This is a genomic window from Allobosea sp. 05T422_2 (assembly GCF_056396265.1).
In genome coordinates this window covers 1-15,800 of record NZ_JBFTLD010000145.1, presented here as the reverse complement: position 1 = coordinate 15,800, position 15,800 = coordinate 1, and the positions used below count along the sequence as shown (strand labels likewise).

The 15,800-nt window shown below is 66.1% G+C and carries 14 protein-coding genes; 7 read left to right on the top strand and 7 right to left on the bottom strand.

Going from position 1 to position 15,800, the window contains the following annotated elements:
• From AC1DJT_RS22445 to AC1DJT_RS22420, 6 genes are all read right to left on the bottom strand, one after another.
• The coding region (locus tag AC1DJT_RS22445; RefSeq protein ID WP_476834892.1) for an aldehyde dehydrogenase family protein at nt 1–1,335 on the bottom strand (1,335 nt) is incomplete at its 3' end.
• Between the two features lie 17 nt (nt 1,336–1,352).
• Complete coding sequence (locus AC1DJT_RS22440; RefSeq protein WP_441504800.1) at nt 1,353–2,054, bottom strand: ABC transporter ATP-binding protein; 702 nt, start codon at nt 2,052–2,054, stop codon at nt 1,353–1,355.
• A 2-nt stretch (nt 2,055–2,056) separates the two neighbouring features.
• Entirely contained in the window at nt 2,057–2,806 is a 750-nt protein-coding gene (locus tag AC1DJT_RS22435; protein ID WP_441488765.1) for an ABC transporter ATP-binding protein, read from the bottom strand.
• Nucleotides 2,803–3,744: a branched-chain amino acid ABC transporter permease gene (locus AC1DJT_RS22430; RefSeq protein ID WP_113510798.1), complete on the bottom strand. Its 942-nt coding sequence runs from the start codon at nt 3,742–3,744 to the stop codon at nt 2,803–2,805. The genes AC1DJT_RS22435 and AC1DJT_RS22430 overlap by 4 nt, the downstream gene beginning before the upstream one ends.
• Nucleotides 3,744–4,649 (bottom strand): branched-chain amino acid ABC transporter permease, encoded by a 906-nt coding sequence (locus AC1DJT_RS22425; protein WP_441504802.1) that lies wholly within the window; start codon nt 4,647–4,649, stop codon nt 3,744–3,746. Before AC1DJT_RS22425 ends, AC1DJT_RS22430 begins: the two co-directional genes overlap by 1 nt.
• 186 nt (nt 4,650–4,835) lie before the next feature.
• On the bottom strand, nt 4,836–6,137 hold the full coding sequence (locus tag AC1DJT_RS22420) for an ABC transporter substrate-binding protein (RefSeq protein WP_441504803.1): 1,302 nt from the start codon (nt 6,135–6,137) through the stop codon (nt 4,836–4,838).
• Nucleotides 6,138–6,385: 248 nt separating this feature from the next.
• On the opposite strand from AC1DJT_RS22420, the gene AC1DJT_RS22415 reads away from it, so the two are divergent.
• The 3 genes from AC1DJT_RS22415 to AC1DJT_RS22405 are packed head-to-tail and all read left to right on the top strand — an operon-like array spanning nt 6,386 to nt 9,550.
• The gene (locus AC1DJT_RS22415; protein ID WP_476834891.1) at nt 6,386–7,531 is read left to right on the top strand and encodes a CaiB/BaiF CoA transferase family protein; all 1,146 of its coding nucleotides are present in this window, start codon (nt 6,386–6,388) and stop codon (nt 7,529–7,531) included.
• Nucleotides 7,532–7,542: 11 nt separating this feature from the next.
• Nucleotides 7,543–8,697: an acyl-CoA dehydrogenase family protein gene (locus tag AC1DJT_RS22410; protein WP_476834890.1), complete on the top strand. Its 1,155-nt coding sequence runs from the start codon at nt 7,543–7,545 to the stop codon at nt 8,695–8,697.
• A 1-nt stretch (nt 8,698) separates the two neighbouring features.
• A complete protein-coding gene (locus tag AC1DJT_RS22405; protein WP_441504806.1) occupies nt 8,699–9,550 on the top strand; it encodes an HTD2 family dehydratase in 852 nt (283 codons plus the stop codon).
• Between the two features lie 105 nt (nt 9,551–9,655).
• Here the strand turns inward: AC1DJT_RS22405 and AC1DJT_RS22400 are convergent, their stop codons facing one another.
• The gene (locus AC1DJT_RS22400; RefSeq protein ID WP_476834889.1) at nt 9,656–10,282 is read right to left on the bottom strand and encodes a glutathione S-transferase family protein; all 627 of its coding nucleotides are present in this window, start codon (nt 10,280–10,282) and stop codon (nt 9,656–9,658) included.
• A 258-nt stretch (nt 10,283–10,540) separates the two neighbouring features.
• Between AC1DJT_RS22400 and AC1DJT_RS22395 the strand changes: the two genes are divergently transcribed.
• The 4 genes from AC1DJT_RS22395 to AC1DJT_RS22380 form a co-directional block, all read left to right on the top strand.
• A complete protein-coding gene (locus AC1DJT_RS22395; protein ID WP_476834893.1) occupies nt 10,541–12,502 on the top strand; it encodes a bifunctional 2',3'-cyclic-nucleotide 2'-phosphodiesterase/3'-nucleotidase in 1,962 nt (653 codons plus the stop codon).
• A 200-nt stretch (nt 12,503–12,702) separates the two neighbouring features.
• Nucleotides 12,703–13,734, top strand: coding sequence for an iron ABC transporter substrate-binding protein (locus AC1DJT_RS22390; RefSeq protein WP_441504808.1), 1,032 nt, complete (start codon nt 12,703–12,705; stop codon nt 13,732–13,734).
• A gap of 56 nt (nt 13,735–13,790) precedes the next feature.
• Entirely contained in the window at nt 13,791–15,380 is a 1,590-nt protein-coding gene (locus AC1DJT_RS22385; RefSeq protein WP_441504809.1) for an ABC transporter permease, read from the top strand.
• Nucleotides 15,377–15,800 (top strand): ATP-binding cassette domain-containing protein (locus AC1DJT_RS22380; protein WP_476834888.1); only part of this gene is annotated, 424 nt, incomplete at its 3' end. The genes AC1DJT_RS22385 and AC1DJT_RS22380, both read left to right, overlap by 4 nt.

Below are 15,800 nucleotides of genomic sequence, written 5' to 3'. Positions count from 1 at the left end.
GGGCAGCTCGATGCCGCCGCCGGCGCCATAGCCATTGATGAAGACCTGGCCGGCGCGGACGCCCTTCGCCACGCGCTGCTGACGCCCGCCATTGCCGGTCCAGATGCCGGCCACGAGTCCATAGGCGGTCGAATTGGCAAGCCGGATGGCGTCGCTCTCGTCCTCGAACGGGAACGCCGAGAGCACCGGCCCGAAGACCTCCTCCTGCTCCAGCCGGTTGCCCCGGGGCACCGGGCCGAACAKGGTCGGCGTGACGTAGAAGCCGCCATTCGGCACGCCCTGCGCGATCTGCCCTTCGGCGAGGACCGGGATGCCCTGCTCGCGGGCCTGGTCAATGAAGCTCTGCACCCGGCCMTGCTGCCTGGCGTTGATCACCGGCCCGCAATCGAGATCCATCTCCGGCGTTCCGGCCCGCAGCGTGGAGAACTGCCTGGCGACGGCGCCGACGAAGGCGTCATAGACGTTTTTCTGGACCAGCACGCGGCTGCCGGCGGAGCAGGTCTGCCCGGTATTCTGCACGATGGCCTTGCAGACGATCGGAACCGCCGCGTCGAAATCGGCATCGTCGAAGACGATCTGCGGGGATTTGCCGCCGAGTTCCAGCGTGCAGCCGATCAGGTTCTCGGCGCAGGCCTTCTGCACCATCTTGCCGACCTCGGGCGAGCCGGTGAACGACATGAAGCCGATGCCGGGATGGGCCGAGAGCGCAGCGCCCGCCTCATGGCCGCGCCCGGTGACGATATTGATCGCGCCATCGGGAAAGCCGACTTCGGAAGCCAGGACGGCCAGCCTGAGCGCCGTCTGGCAGGCCTCCTCCGCGGGTTTGAGCACCACCGCATTGCCCATGGCGAGCGACGCCGTCAGCGAGCGGCCGAACATCTGCGCCGGATAGTTCCAGGGCAGGATATGGCCGGTGACGCCGTGCGGCTCGTGCACGACGCTGACGCTGTAGCCGTTCATGAAGGGGATGACATGGCCATGCACCTTGTCCGCCGCGCCGCCATAGAATTCGAAATAGCGCGCCGTCGCCTCGATATCGGCCCTGGCCTGCGCCATCGGCTTGCCGGTATCCTGCGCCTCGATCCTGGCCAGTTCGTCGAAATGTTCCTGCACCTTGAGCGCAAGCTTCGCAATCAGCCGGCCCCGCTCTGCGGCCGTCAGCTTGCCCCAGGCGCCCTCATAGGCGGCTTGAGCCGCCTTCACCGCATCGTCGATATCCTCGGCCGTGCCGCAGGCGATGCGGGTGAATTCCTCGCCGGTCGCGGGCGCAAGGACCGCCATGGTTTCGCCGGTCCGGCCGTCGACATGGCGGCCATTGATGAAATGCTGCGTCATAGGGTGTCCTTCCGAAGTCAATGCAGGCCTGCGGCTTCCAGCGAACTCGCCGCCAGACCGCCGGCAATCTCGGTCACCTCGCCGCGCTCGATCGCATAGCTGCGCTCGGCGAAGGTCCGGAGCAGGCTGGGATTGGATTCGGTGATGAGCAAGGCGATGTCGGGATGGCTGTCGCGCAGGGCGCGCAAGGCAGCCGCATAACGATTGGCGAGCACGGGGGCGAGCCCCTGGAACGGCTCATCCAGCAGAATGATGCGCGTGCCGACCATCAGTGCGCGCGCCAGCGCAGCCATCTTGCCCTGCCCGCCGGAGAGGCCGGCGGCCGGCCGGTGGCGCAGATCGGCGAGTTCCGGCAGCACCTGGTAGACGCCTTCCAGGCGCCTGGCGATCTCGGCCTCGCGCACCCTCATCACCTCGGCCGGCAGGCGGATATTCTCCTGGATGGTGAATGTCGAGAACAGGCGGCGGTCTTCCGGGGCGTAGCCGATGCCAAGGCGCGGGCGCTCATGCGGCTTGACCTGCAGCAACGGCCTGCCGTCGAAGGAGATCTCCCCGGCAGTCACCTTCAAGAAGCCCATGATGGCACGCAGCAGGCTGGTCTTGCCCGCGCCATTGCGGCCGATCAGCGCCACCGTCGCGCCCTCGGCCAGGGACAGATCGACCTTGCGCAGCACCTGCACGCCCTCGATCTCGGCAGTCAGGCCCTTGATCTCCAGCATGATCAGACTCCCACGCCGATGACGGTCTCGCGGACCTCGGGATGGTTCAGGATCTCGTCGGGCGTGCCCTCATGGGCAATGCGCCCGCCGGCCCAGACGGCGACGCGGCTGGCGTAGCGCGCGACCACATCCATGTCGTGCTCGACGAAGATGGCGGTGGTGGCGCGGGCATCGAGCGCGCGGGTGAGCGTATCCATCACCTGGAACTTCTCGTGGCTGGAGACGCCGCTGGTCGGCTCGTCCATGAAGATCAGCTTCGGTTCGAGCGCGAGCGCGACCGCGATGTCGATGAGCTTGCGCATGCCCTCCGGCAGCTCGCGCACGATGCGGCGGCCGGCCTCCTTCAACCCGACGATGTCGAGCAGCGCCCACATCTCCTCGGTCTTCGGATGACGGTCGAGCCTGAGGAAGGGCGACCATGTCCCCTCCCGGGCGCTGAGCGCCAGCAAGAGGTTCTCGATCACCGTGTTCTCGAGGAAGAGCTGCGGGATCTGGAAGGAACGACCGACGCCGAGCCGGGTGATGGCGCGCGGCGAGAGCGCCGTGATGTCGCTTCCCGCGAAGAACACCCACCCCGCCTGCGGCTTGAGATAGCCGGTGCAGAGATTGATGAAGGTGGTCTTGCCGGCGCCGTTGGGTCCGATGATCGCGATGCGTTCATTGGCGTGGACCTTGAGGCTCGCGCCATTCGCGGCCTGCACGCCGCCGAAGCGCAGCTCGAGGTCCCGGGCTTCGAGGATGAGTGCGCTCATTGGCCCGTCCCCGCCGGCTTGCGGCCCGTCATCAGGCCATAGAGCCCGTTCGGCGCGAAGAAGATGATGACGAGAAGCATCACGCCGAGCACCGCATGCCAGGTCTCGGGCGCGTAGACCGCCGCATAGCCCCGGATGATCTGGAACATCAACGCCCCKAGGAAGGGGCCGACGACGCCGCCTACCCCGCCCAGGATGGCGATGAAGACGAACTCGCCCGAACGGACCCAATAGGCCAGTTCCGGCGTGACATGGCCGGAGACGAGCGCGATGACCGCCCCGCCGAGGCCGGCCAGCAGGCCCGACAGCACATAGGCGCCGAAGAGCACCTTGCGGCTGGAGACGCCGAGATATTCGAGCCGCGTCTCGTTCGACTTGATCGCCTCCAACGCCTTGCCGCCGGGCGAAAGGAGATAGCGCGCGACGCCGAGCGCTGCGAGAACCGCCAGGCCCAGCGTGATGTAGAAGATCCAGAGCTCGAACTCGGCGCGCTCGAGGCTGATGCCGGCGAGCGTGGGGCGCGGGACGCGCTTGCCGTCGGCACCGCCCGTGATCGAGAACAGCTTCTCCAGCAGCGAGAAGAACACCATCGAGATGGCAAGGTTCAGCATGCCGAAGAAGATCGCCCGGTAGCGCACGACGAAGAGCCCGACCAGGGCCGCAAGCAGCCCGGAGGCCGCGGTTGCGACCGGCACGAGGATCAGCACCTCATGGCCGAAGCGGGCCGCCGCCATGAAGGCCACGACATAGGCGCTGAAGGCGAAATAGAGCCCATGGCCGAAGGAGACCTGCCCGGCCCGCAGCAGCACGAGGATGCCGAGCGCCGCCAACCCCTCGCACAGCGCGACGGTCAGGATGACCGTCGACCAGGGCGAGAGCAGCGGGAAGATGATGAGCGCAGCGAGCAGGCCCGCGCCGATGATGAGCTGGCGGGCCATCACACCTTCCTCGTCTGTACGGTGGTGAACAGGCCCTCGGGCTTGATCAGCAGCACCGCGACCATGATCAGATAGGGGATCAGCACGTCGAATTCTGGCGCGAAATAGACGGCGACCGAGCGGCCGAGCCCGATCAGCAGGGCCGCGACCGCCGCGCCCTCGATGCGGCCGAGCCCGGCGGTGGCCGCGACCGCGAAGGAGAGCACGATCATGCCCGAGCCGATGCCGGGGGTGAGCGAGGTCGTGGCCGAGGAGAGCGCGCCGCCAAGCGCGGCAAGCGAGGCCCCGATGATGAAGGTGATCAGGTAGACCCGCGTCGCGTCGATCCCCATCGCGGTTGCCGCTTCGCGATCCTGCGTCACGGCCACGATGGCACGGCCGAAGGCGGTGCGGCGCAGGAAGAGGCGCAAGCCCACCAGCACGAGAAGCGCCACGACCGGGATCAGGATGAGCTGGTACTGGGTGTAGAAGATGCCAAAGACCTCAATGGTGCCGAGCCAGTTCATCGGCGCATTGGCGAAATAGGGCTGCACCCCGAAGACGACCTTCTGCGCATCCTCGAGGATCATGAAGACGGCGAAGGTGACGAGGAGCTGCAGCACCTCCTCCTTGCCGTAGATCCGCCGCAGCAGCAGGGTCTCGACCAGCCCGCCGACGACGACGCCAACCAGCACGGCTGCGACGATGAAGAAGGGAAAGGCCAGCCAGACCGGCAAGCCCCTGCCTGTCATCGCCAGCACGCCGGCGGCCGCGACATAGGCGCCGATCGCGTAGAAGCTGCCATGTGCCACGTTGAGCACGCCGAGCACGCCGAAGATCAGCGACAGCCCGACCGCGACCAGGAAGATCAGCGAGCCATAGGCGAGGCCGTCGAGCGCCGCGAGAAGGAGCATTTCAGGAGGCATGAACTGGCTTTTCGTCCTTGCGCCACAGGGTTGAAGCGTCATCCCGGCTGCGGCGAAGCGCCAAGGCCGGCATCCATCGCGGGGTCAGTGATCGACGATGGTTCCGGCCCGCCCGGAGTGACGGCAGCAGTTTGGAAGGGGTGAACGGGCTGATCCGGCTTGAACCGGGACAGCCCGCCATCCACCTCATTTCGCGTAGTCGAAGGTCTCGATCGACTTATCCCTCACCAGATCCGGCTTGACCTTGGCGAACCATTCCAGCGACTTCTCGCCGAGCGGCGTCGTCACCAGCTTGCCGGGATAGAGCGCCATCTTGTCGTAGACGGCGAAGGGATAGTCCGGCACGCGCTTGGTGGTGCCGAGCAACTGGTCCTCGAGCCCCTGATGGTCCGAACGGATCGAGATCGTCCCGGTCAGGCTCTTGAACTCGAGCCCTTCGAAGGCCGCGATCACCTGCTCCTTGCTCGGCCATTTTGCGCCCGCGGCCTGGCCTGCCTTCTCATAGGCCTTGGCGAGCCCGATCACGGCCTGCGCCATGTGGAAGGTCGGATAGATCGGGTAGACACCGGTCTTGTCCTTGTACTTCTTCACGAAGGACAGCATCTCCGGCGAGTTCTTGTGCTTGGGGTGCAGCCAGTAATGGTCGCCGCGCCCGCCGATGATCACGCCCTCGGGCAGGACATTGCCGAGGCGCTCCAGCGAGCTCTCCGCGAGCGGCAGCACGAAGGTCGACTGCTTGAGCAGGCCGCGCGCCGCCGCCTGCTGGACGAAGGTGTCGAGATCGCCGCCCCAGGAGGTCGAGAGCACGACATCGGGCCGCAGGGCGGAGAGGCGCGTGATCTCGGTCGAGAAGTCGGGAGCCCCGAATTTCGGGAAGAGTTCGGCAGCGACCTTCACATCGGGCTTCAGCGCCTTCAGCCCGGCCTGGAACAGGGCCCAGGATTCGCGCCCCCAGGCATAGTCCTGGTTGACCACCGCAATCGTCTTGAAGTCCGGCTTGACCTTCATCAGGTAGAGCAGGGTCGACATCATCTCGGCGCCGGCATGAGCCTGCGTGCGCACCGAGTACTTCCACTTGCCCTCCTCGAAGATGGTCTGCGTGCCGCAATCCCACATCACGTTGACGACCTTGAGGTCCTCCGCAACGGGAGCGAGCGCATTGCAACTGCCACTCGAAATCGCGCCGAACATCACCTGCGCGCCCTGTTCCTGCACGACGCGGCGGTATTCCGAGAGCAGCTGGTTCGTGCCGGCGCCCTCGTCGACATAGACCGGCTTCACCGGCACGCCGAGAACGCCGCCGTTGGCGTTGAGCTCCTCGATCAAGAGATCGGCCGCGTTCTTGCCCGGCACACCGAAGACGGAGGCCGGGCCGGAGAGGAAGGTCGCGATGCCGACCACGAGCTCCTTCGGCTTGTCCTGCGCCAGCGCCGGCGCGCCCAGCATCGCAGCAGCGGCAAGCGCCGCCGCCCATTTCATCCTCACCATGGTGCATCTCCCTCATTGCACTGGGGCGCGCTCTTGCGGCGGCGCGTCTCCCGGGGCCGAAAGGGGCGCATAGGCGAAAGAGGCCGACAAGAAGAATAAAGCGATGAAGGCCATAGCGATTTTCTATAGTCCGTCCGCCGGACGCGCTCGGTTCGCCGCGCTATGGATGCCATCGCAAAACTCTATTTGACTTGCGTGGCTCGAAAGGTCCGTTTCGCCCGCAGGACAAGACCAACTGGCTCAACGTGATGACGAATGCTCTCGAAGGAATCCTGGTCGTGGCGCTGGAACAGGCCGTCGCCGTGCCGGTAGCGACCTGCCGGCTGGCCGATGCCGGCGCGCGCGTCATCAAGCTCGAACGGGCGGAGGGCGACTTCTCGCGCGGCTATGACGACTACGCCAATGGCCTGTCCTCCTATTTCGTCTGGATCAACCGGGGCAAGGAATCCTGTCGCGTCGACCTGAAGCAGCCCGACGACCTCGCCATGGTCGAGGCGATGCTGGCGAAAGCCGATGTCTTCATCCAGAATCTCGCGCCTGGCGCGACCGGCCGCCTCGGCATCGGCAGCGCCGAGCTGCGCAAGCGCCATCCGCGCCTGATCACCTGCGATGTCTCGGGCTATGCGCCAGGCACGCCGCATTACACGCGCAAGGCCTATGACCTGCTGATCCAGGCGGAAGCTGGCTTGTCCTCGATCACCGGCAATGAAAGCTCCGGGCCGACGCGGATCGGCGTTTCCATCGCCGATATCGCCACCGGAAACGCCGCCTATGCCGCAATCCTCGAAGCCCTGCTCCGGCGTRCCCGCACAGGCGAAGGCTCGCAGATCGCGCTCTCGCTGTTCGACACCATCGCCGACCTGATGAACGTGCCCTATCTGACCCGGCGCTATGGCGGGATCGAGCCGCCCCGCCTCGGCCTCGCCCATCCCTCGATCGCACCCTATGGCGTCTTTGAACTCGCCGATGGCAACGTGCTTCTGGCCGTGCAGAGCGAGCGCGAATGGCAGGTCCTGGCGCGCGAGGTGCTTCGCGACGAGGCCCTGGCCGACGACCCGCGCTTCGCCAGCAATGTGCTGCGCGTCCGGGAACGGGCCGCCCTCGACGCCGCGATCCAGGCGATCCTGATCGCAAGGCCCTTTGCGGCTGTCACCGCCGCGCTCGACCGAGCCGGGATCGCCTATGGCACGGTATCGAGCGTCGGCGACCTGATCACCCACCCGGCCGCAACGACGCTGACGGTCGAGACACCGGCGGGCCCGATCGAGGTCCTGGCGCCTCCCGCCATCGTCGATGGCAAACGGGCGGAGATGCGGCGCGTGCCGGAACTCGGCGAGCATGAAGCCAGCTTGCGGGCCGAGTTCGCCGCGACAGCCGCCGCCCGTTCAGCCTGAGACAAGCAGCCATGCAAGACCTCGATCACGCCGAGATCCGCGACGCCGTCGCAAAACTCTGTGCCGACTTCCCCGGGGAGTACTGGCGCAAGCTCGACCGCGAGATGGCCTATCCCGCCGATTTCGTCAGCGCGCTGACCGAAAGCGGTTTCCTCTCGGCGCTGATCCCGGAGGAATATGGCGGGGCCGGCCTGCCGCTTTCGGCCGCGACCGTGATCATGGAGGAAATCCAGCGACAGGGATGCAATGGCGGCGCCTGCCACGCCCAGATGTACATCATGGGCACGCTGCTCCGGCATGGCTCGGCCGAGCAGAAGCAAAGCTACCTCCCCAGGATCGCGTCCGGCGCCTTGCGGCTACAGGCCTTTGGCGTCACCGAGCCGACGAGCGGCACCGACACCACCTCACTGCGCACCTTCGCCCGGCGCGAGGGCGACCAATATGTCGTCAACRGGCAGAAGATCTGGACGAGCCGGGCCGCGCAGTCCGACCTGATGCTGCTTCTGGCCCGCACGACGCCACGCGAGCAGGTCGCCAAGCGCACCGAGGGGCTCTCGGTCTTCATCCTCGACATGCAAGAGGCGCTGAAAGCCGGCCTCTCTATCCGGCCCATCCGGACGATGATGAACCATGCCACCACAGAGGTGTTCTTCGACAATGTCCGCGTGCCTGCCGAGAACCTGATCGGTGAGGAGGGCAAGGGCTTTCGCTACATCCTGTCCGGCATGAATGCCGAGCGCATCCTGATCGCCGCCGAATGCGTCGGCGATGCGAAGTGGTTCATCGAGAAAGCCTCGGCCTATGCCAGGGAACGGCAGGTCTTCGGCCGGCCTATCGGCCAGAACCAGGGTGTCCAGTTCCCGATCGCGAAAGCCTACGCCAACATGCGCGCCGCCGAGCTGATGGTGCGCGAGGCAGTGCGGCTCTACGAGCAGGGCAAGGATTGCGGGGCCGAAGCCAATATGGCGAAGATGCTGGCGGCCGACGCGTCGTTCGAGGCGGCCAATGCCTGCGTGCAGACGCATGGCGGCTTCGGCTTTGCCGAGGAATACGACATCGAGCGCAAGTTCAGGGAGACACGGCTCTACCAGGTCGCGCCGATCTCGACGAACCTGATCCTGTCCTATCTCGCCGAACATGTGTTGGGCATGCCGAGGTCCTACTGAGATGAGCATCGATCTTGACGCCCTCAAGCGCTGGACCGGCAGGACCGAAGAAGCCGCCGACCTGGTCACGCCGCGCCTGGTGCGGAGCTTCGAGGCGACCTTCGCGCCGCATCTGGCGCCCTATGCCGAGGGTGAGGCGCCCCTTGCCCTGCACTGGTGCCTGGCTCCGCCGATCGCCCCGATGGGCGCGATCGGGATTGACGGCCATGCCGCCAAGGGCGAATTCCTGCCGCCTGTGCCGCTGCCGCGCCGGATGTGGGCTGGCGGAACGATCGAGACCATCGCGCCGCTGCGCACGGGCGACGAGGTCACGCGCCGCTCGGTGATCGGCGACATCTCCTACAAGCAGGGTCGCACGGGGCCGCTCTGCTTCGTCGCCGTCGACCACGAACTCGTCACCCCGCGCGGTGTCGCGCTTCGCGAGCGCCACAACATCGTCTACCGCGAGGCCGCAAGGCCGGGCGCGCCGGCCTCCCCCGCGCCGGCACCGGAGGAGCCACGGCCAGCCGATCTGGTCTGGCAGGTCGCGAGTTCACCGGTCTTCCTGTTTCGCTACTCCGCCATCACCTTCAACAGCCATCGCATCCATTACGACTACCCCTACGTGACGGGTGAGGAAGGCTATGAGGGCCTCGTCGTGCACGGGCCGATCCAGGCGACGCTACTGCTCAACATCATCGCGACGCTGTCGGGCGGCGAACCGATCAGGCTGGATTACCGCGGCGTCGCGCCGCTGATCGCAGGCGATGACTTCCTGGTGAAGGCCAGGCGCCTGCCCGACGGCGGCATCGCGGCATGGACGGAAGGGTCCGATGGCCGGGTACGCATGGAAGGCGTCAGCCGCGCTGCGTAGGGCATCGGCCTGAAAAGTGGATACCGGTTTTCGGAAAAGCCGATGCAACGACAAAGCGCTGCAGCATCAGACTGGACACGATAACCGGTCTGATGTTGCAGCCGCTCAGGCCGGTGGAATGAAGGGCWGCGCGATCGMCTGAAAGACCGGCAGCGCTTCCAACCGTGCGGCCTCGGCGGCAAGCGTCGGGTAGTCACCGGGMGAGGCGATCCCGGGATGGGCCTCCATCAGGAATCGCCAGGCCACTGCGAGTGCGATATCGGCGTGCCCAACACGCCCGGCGAACGCACCGCTTGCACTGTGCTGGCTGCGCTCTGTCTCCAGCACGGACAGCGTCGCGAGGATCTGGGCGTGGCAGCGCTCGGCCCAGACCTGCGACACCTCCCGATGCAGCTTCAACTCGTAGAACAGGCTGACGGCCTTCTCGGCGAAGCCCATCGCCAGCCCGGCCGTGCGTACCGCCCGGTGCCGGGCCGGTTCCGTAACCGGGAACAGCCGGCGTTCGGCGGCGACGAGACCGTCGAGATAGTCGAGGATGCCGTGGCTTTCGACCAGCACGAGGCCGTCATCCAGCACGAGCGTCGGCACGCGCGTCAGCGGGTTGTAGGGCCGGATCTTCTCGGCATCGCCGAAGACCGACCAGGGCCGATGCTCGAAGGGCAGTTCGTACAGCCTCAATGCGATGCCGACGCGCCGTACGAAGGGGGAATCATACTGGCCGATCAGGATCATGCGGACGCCCTCCTGGCAAAGCCTGCCATCGGCCGACGCGTCCAGGCAAGCGCGGCGGGAGAACCGCGAGCCGCCCCTCATCTTTGGCGTGGCATGCGCCCGGCACGATGCTAGCCCAAGCTGCGTTTGGACGAAATCATCCAAACGCAGGAAACGTCATCGACTCTAATAGTTTAGAGCATGGTCTATGCGAAAAACCGTTGCTACTCTTTCGCAGCAYGCTCTAGCCTCGCGACGTTCAGAACAGATCACCAGAGGCTGGGTCCGATGTTACGCGCAACCGAATTCAGCCGCCGTGAAACCCTGAAGGCCGGAGCAGCCATGGCCGCCGCAGCGACGCTGCCTTCCGGCCTCGCTGCGCAGAGCTCCGCGAAGCTCAAGCTGCGCGTGCTGGCGACCACCGATCTCCATGTCAATGTCGTGCCCTACGATTATTTTCGTGACGCCGCCGACGACACGGTCGGCCTCGCCAAGACGGCGAGCCTGATCAAGCTGGCGCAGGCGGAGGCCAGGAACAGCATCCTGTTCGACAATGGCGACTTCCTGCAGGGCTCTTCGCTCGGCGACTTCATCGCCTACAAGAAGGGGCTGAAGCCCGGCGAGACGCACCCGATGCTCGCTGCCATGAACGCCCTGCCCTATGCCTGCGGCACGCTCGGCAATCACGAGTTCAATTACGGCCTGCCGTTCCTCGAGAGCGGCCTCGCCAAGGCGGAATTCCCGCTGGTCTGCGCCAATGTCACGCGCCCCGAAGGCGCACCGCTGATCGACCCCTGGATCATGCTCGACCAGAGCTTCGAGGACGAGGCCGGCCAGAAGCAGTTGCTCAAGATCGGCGTGATCGGCTTCGTGCCGCCGCAGATCATGCAATGGGACAAGGCCAATCTCGACGGCAAGCTGGTGGCGACGGACATCGTCGATGCGGCCCGCAAGCACCTGCCCGATCTGCTCAGGGCCGGTCCCGATCTGGTCGTCGCACTCTGTCATTCCGGCATCGCAGGCGGCGTTCGCAAGGGCATGGAGGAGAATGCGGCGCTGCATCTCGCCAAGCTCGACGGCATCGACGTGATCCTGACCGGTCACCAGCATCTGGTCTTCCCCGGCGGCAAGGCCTTTGACGGCATCGAGGGCGTCGACAACAAGCTGGGCTCTCTGCACGGCAAGCCGGCCTGCCAGCCCGGCTTCTGGGGGTCGCATCTCGGACTGATCGATCTCGAACTGGAAAAGCGCGACGGGCGCTGGAAGGTTGCCGCCTTCAAGGTCGAACCGCGCCCGATCTTCGAGCGCACGCCGGACCGCAAGATCGTATCGAAGGCCGCCACCGAACAATCGGTGCTCGCAACCGTGAAGGCCGATCACGAGGCGACGCTGATCTATATGCGCGAGCCGGTCGGCTCCACCGCGAGCCCGATCAACAGCTATTTCGCGCTGGTTGCCGACGATCCCTCGGTCCAGATCGTGGCCGAGGCACAGACGGCCTATGTGGAAGGCCTGATGGCGCAGACGCAGTGGAAGGGGCTGCCCGTGCTCTCTGCGGCCGCGCCCTTCAAGTCCGGCGGCCGCGCGGGGCCGAGCTTCTACACGGATATCCCGGCCGGCCCGATCGCGATCAAGAACGTCGCCGATATCTACCTGTACCCGAACTCCGTGCAGGTGGTGAAGATCACCGGCGCCGAGGTGCGCGAGTGGCTGGAGCGCTCGGCCGGCATCTTCAACCGCATCGACCCGGCCAAGACCGAGGAGCAGCCGCTGATCGACCCGGGCTTCCCCCCCTTCAATTTCGATGTGATCGACGGCGTGACCTACCGGATCGATGTGACGCAGCCCTCACGCTATGACGGCAATGGCGCGCTTGTCGCGCGCGACGCTCGCCGCATCGTCGACCTCGCCTATGCCKGCAAGCCGATCGACGACCAGGCCRAGTTCATCATCGCGACCAATAACTACCGCGCCTCGGGCGGCGGGAACTTTCCCGGCACCAGGACGACCGTGGTGCTGGAGGCGCCCGATCTCAACCGCGACGTGATCATACGCTACATCATCGAGAAGAAAACGATCGAACCCAAGGCCGATGGCAACTGGTCGCTAGTAGCACTTCCGGCCGGCGTGAACGTCACCTTCCTGACTTCGCCAGCCGCGGCAGGAAAACTGCCAGCTGATTTGAAGGCGCGACCGGCTGGCGATGGTGGTGACGGATTCGTGAAGTACCGTCTTCTGTAAGACAACCTTACGACATCACGCACAGCAAACAGTGGTTAATACAGAGAGTAAGCTGTCGGCAAATTACCTTACCTTTCCAAACCTCAGTTTAGATGGATTCTAATAACTGTCATCTTCGTTGACAGCGATATTTTTGATGCCAATACGTATTCGCACGACATCAACTGTCGCGCCGAAAGATTTCAACCCAGAGACACGCCATGGCTTTCTCCTTCCGACATCTGGCGTCCGCCCTGATGGCGGGCATCCTCTCGTCCGGGGTTTCGAGCTTTGCGCTCGCCCAGGCGGCGCCGGCCCCCAGCCCCGAGGGAATCGTCGTCTACAACGCCCAGCATGAGAGCCTGACGCGCGCCTGGTCGGACGCCTTCACCAAGGAAACCGGGATCAAGGTGACGCTCCGCAAGGGCAGCGATACCGAGCTCGGCAACCAGATCGTCCAGGAAGGCGCGGCCTCCCCGGCCGATGTCTTCATCACCGAGAACTCGCCCGCGATGGTGCTGGTCGACAATGCCGGCCTGTTCGCCCCGCTCTCGCCCGCCACGCTCGACCTCGTCCCCGACGCGCTGCGTCCGGCCAATGGAAAATGGCTCGGCGTTGCGGCCCGCTCGACCGTCTTCGCCTATGACAAGACGAAGCTGAGCGAGGACAAGCTGCCGAAGTCGATCATGGATCTGGCCTCACCGGCCTGGAAGGATCGCTGGGGCGCCTCGCCGTCCGGCGCCGATTTCCAGGCAATCGTGGGTGCGATGCTCGTCCTCAAGGGCGAGGCGGAGACCGCGACCTGGCTCAAGGCGATGAAGGCGGGCTCCAAGCCCTATCGCGGCAACAGCGTCGCGATGAAGGCGGTGAATACGGGCGAAGTCGAAGGCGCCGTGATCTACCACTATTACTTCTTCGGCGATCAGGCGAAGACCGCCGAGAACAGCGGCAATGTCGCGCTGCATTATTTCCGGCACCAGGATCCAGGCGCCTTCGTCAGCGTCTCCGGCGCCGGTGTGCTGGCCTCGAGCAAGCACAAGCCGGAGGCCGAGGCCTTCGTGAAATGGGTCGCCGGCAAGGGTGGCCAGGACATCCTGAGGACCGGGGATTCCTTCGAGTATGCCGTCGCCAAGGGCGCGGAATCCAACCCCAAGCTCGTGCCCCTGCCGCAACTCGAAGCGCCGAAGGTCGAACCGTCCAAGCTTGACAGCAAGGCGGTCACCGAACTCATGACCAAGGCCGGGCTGCTCTGACAGCCCCTCTGCCGGGCAGCGAGCCGCCATCGCTGCCCGTGCAAATCGAGAATCTTATGAGCACGGTATCCGAGCCCGCTGTCAGCACGTCGCTGCAGAGACACCCAGCCCTGCGGCCGCTGCACGGGCGCCTGAACGAGGCCGTGACGGTTGCAGCCGCGCTTGTCGCCCTGCTCTGCCTGGCACCGCTCGCGTTCCTGATCGCGATCACCATTCAGACMGGCGCGGACACGGTCGTCGCGCTGGTTTTCCGCGCGCGCGTCGGCGAACTCCTGCTGAACACGCTGCTGCTCGAGCTCTGCGTCGTCCCGGCCGCGGCTGCGCTCGGCATCCTGCTCGCCTGGCTCACCCAGAGGACGACGATCCCCGGGGCACGCGCCTGGTCATGGCTTGCCGTCGCGCCCCTGGCGGTACCGGCCTTCGTCCAGGGCTATGCCTGGGCGAGCTTTGCCCCCCACCTCCATGGCCTGCCCGGCGCGACCCTGATCTCCGTACTGGCCTATACGCCCTTCATCTATTTGCCCGTGGTCGCGCAGCTCCGCCGGCTCGACCCGGCGCTGGAAGAGATTGCGACCTCCCTCGGACGCTCGCCCCGCCAGGTCTTCACCCAGGTCGTGCTGCCGCAGCTGCGCCTCCCGGTTTCCGGCGGAGCACTTCTGATCGGCCTGCACCTGCTGGCCGAATACGGGCTGTTCGCGATGATCCGCTTCGACACCTTCGCAACGGCGATCATCGACCAGTTCCAGTCGAGCTATAACGGTCCCGCAGCCAACATGCTGGCCGGCGTGCTGGTGCTGTGCTGTCTCGGCCTGCTGGTGCTCGACCGAGCATTGCGCGGCCGTGAACGTCAGGCTCGCGTCGGCAGTGGGGCGCCGCGTACGGCTCCCCGGCTGAAGCCCGGCCGAATCTGGACGCTGCCGTGCCTCGGCCTGCTTCTCACCTATGCACTGCTCTCGCTCGGCGTCCCCAGCCTGACGCTCGGACGCTGGCTCGTTCTCGGCGGAGCGGACGCCTGGCGGATCTCCGATCTCGCCGGCGCCTTCGGCACGACCGTCTTCTATGCCGTGGCCGGCGCCGCCCTCACGAGTGCTGCCGCCATCCCGATCGCCTGGCTGTGCGTGCGGCGGCCGGGGCTCTGGCAACGGCGGCTCGAAGCCTGCCATGTCTATGTCGGCTCGCTGCCGGGCATCGTCGTCGCGCTCGCGCTGGTCACGATCACGGTCCGCGTGGCGCTGCCCTTGTACCAGAGCTGGTTCATGCTGCTCGTCGCCTATGCGCTGATCTTCCTGCCGCGCGCGCTGGTCGGTCTGCGCGGCAGCCTCGCGCAGGTGCCGGTCGAGCTCGAATGGGCAGCCTCGGCGCTCGGGCGGCCGCCCTTGCTGGCGGTGCTGCAGGTCACGCTGCGCCTGGCCGCGCCTGGGCTTGGCGCGGCGATGGCGCTGGTCGGACTTGGCATCACCACGGAGCTGACCGCCACGCTCCTGCTCTCGCCCAATGGGACGCGGACGCTGGCGACGGAGTTCTGGTCGCTGACCGGCGAGATCGACTATGTCGCGGCGACGCCCTATGCGGTCCTGATGATCATCCTCTCCATCCCGATGGCCGTGATGCTGCACCGGCAGTCGCGAAAGGCGAACGGCCTGTGAGCGTCCTGACCGTTTCCGGCCTGAGCAAGCAGTACGGCGCGACGCTTGCCCTCGACGATATCAGCTTCTCGGTCGCGCCCGGCATACGGACCGCGATCGTCGRCCCCTCGGGATCGGGCAAGACGACCCTGCTGCGCATCATCGCGGGCTTCGAGACGGCCGCCGCGGGCACCGTGACCATCGGCAACGAGATCATCGTCGATGGCGGGTTGGGCGTCCCCGCGCATCTGCGCGGGATCGGCGTCGTGACGCAGGACGGCTCCCTGTTCCCGCATCTCAGCATCGCAGAGAATATCGGCTTTGGGCTGACGCGGAACCAGACCGACCGGGATGCCCGGATTGCAGAGCTGATGGACATTGTCGAACTGCCGCGCAGCATGGCTGAAAGGCGGCCCCACCAGTTGTCCGGCGGCCAGCAGC

What these genes read in the sequence shown, in the direction of transcription:
- AC1DJT_RS22440 (WP_441504800.1), bottom strand. Translation starts at nt 2,054, where the DNA reads ATGCTGGAGATCAAGGGCCTGACTGCCGAGATCGAGGGCGTGCAGGTG.
- AC1DJT_RS22435 (WP_441488765.1), bottom strand. Translation starts at nt 2,806, where the DNA reads ATGAGCGCACTCATCCTCGAAGCCCGGGACCTCGAGCTGCGCTTCGGC.
- AC1DJT_RS22425 (WP_441504802.1), bottom strand. Translation starts at nt 4,649, where the DNA reads ATGCCTCCTGAAATGCTCCTTCTCGCGGCGCTCGACGGCCTCGCCTAT.
- AC1DJT_RS22420 (WP_441504803.1), bottom strand. Translation starts at nt 6,137, where the DNA reads ATGGTGAGGATGAAATGGGCGGCGGCGCTTGCCGCTGCTGCGATGCTG.
- AC1DJT_RS22405 (WP_441504806.1), top strand. Translation starts at nt 8,699, where the DNA reads ATGAGCATCGATCTTGACGCCCTCAAGCGCTGGACCGGCAGGACCGAA.
- AC1DJT_RS22390 (WP_441504808.1), top strand. Translation starts at nt 12,703, where the DNA reads ATGGCTTTCTCCTTCCGACATCTGGCGTCCGCCCTGATGGCGGGCATC.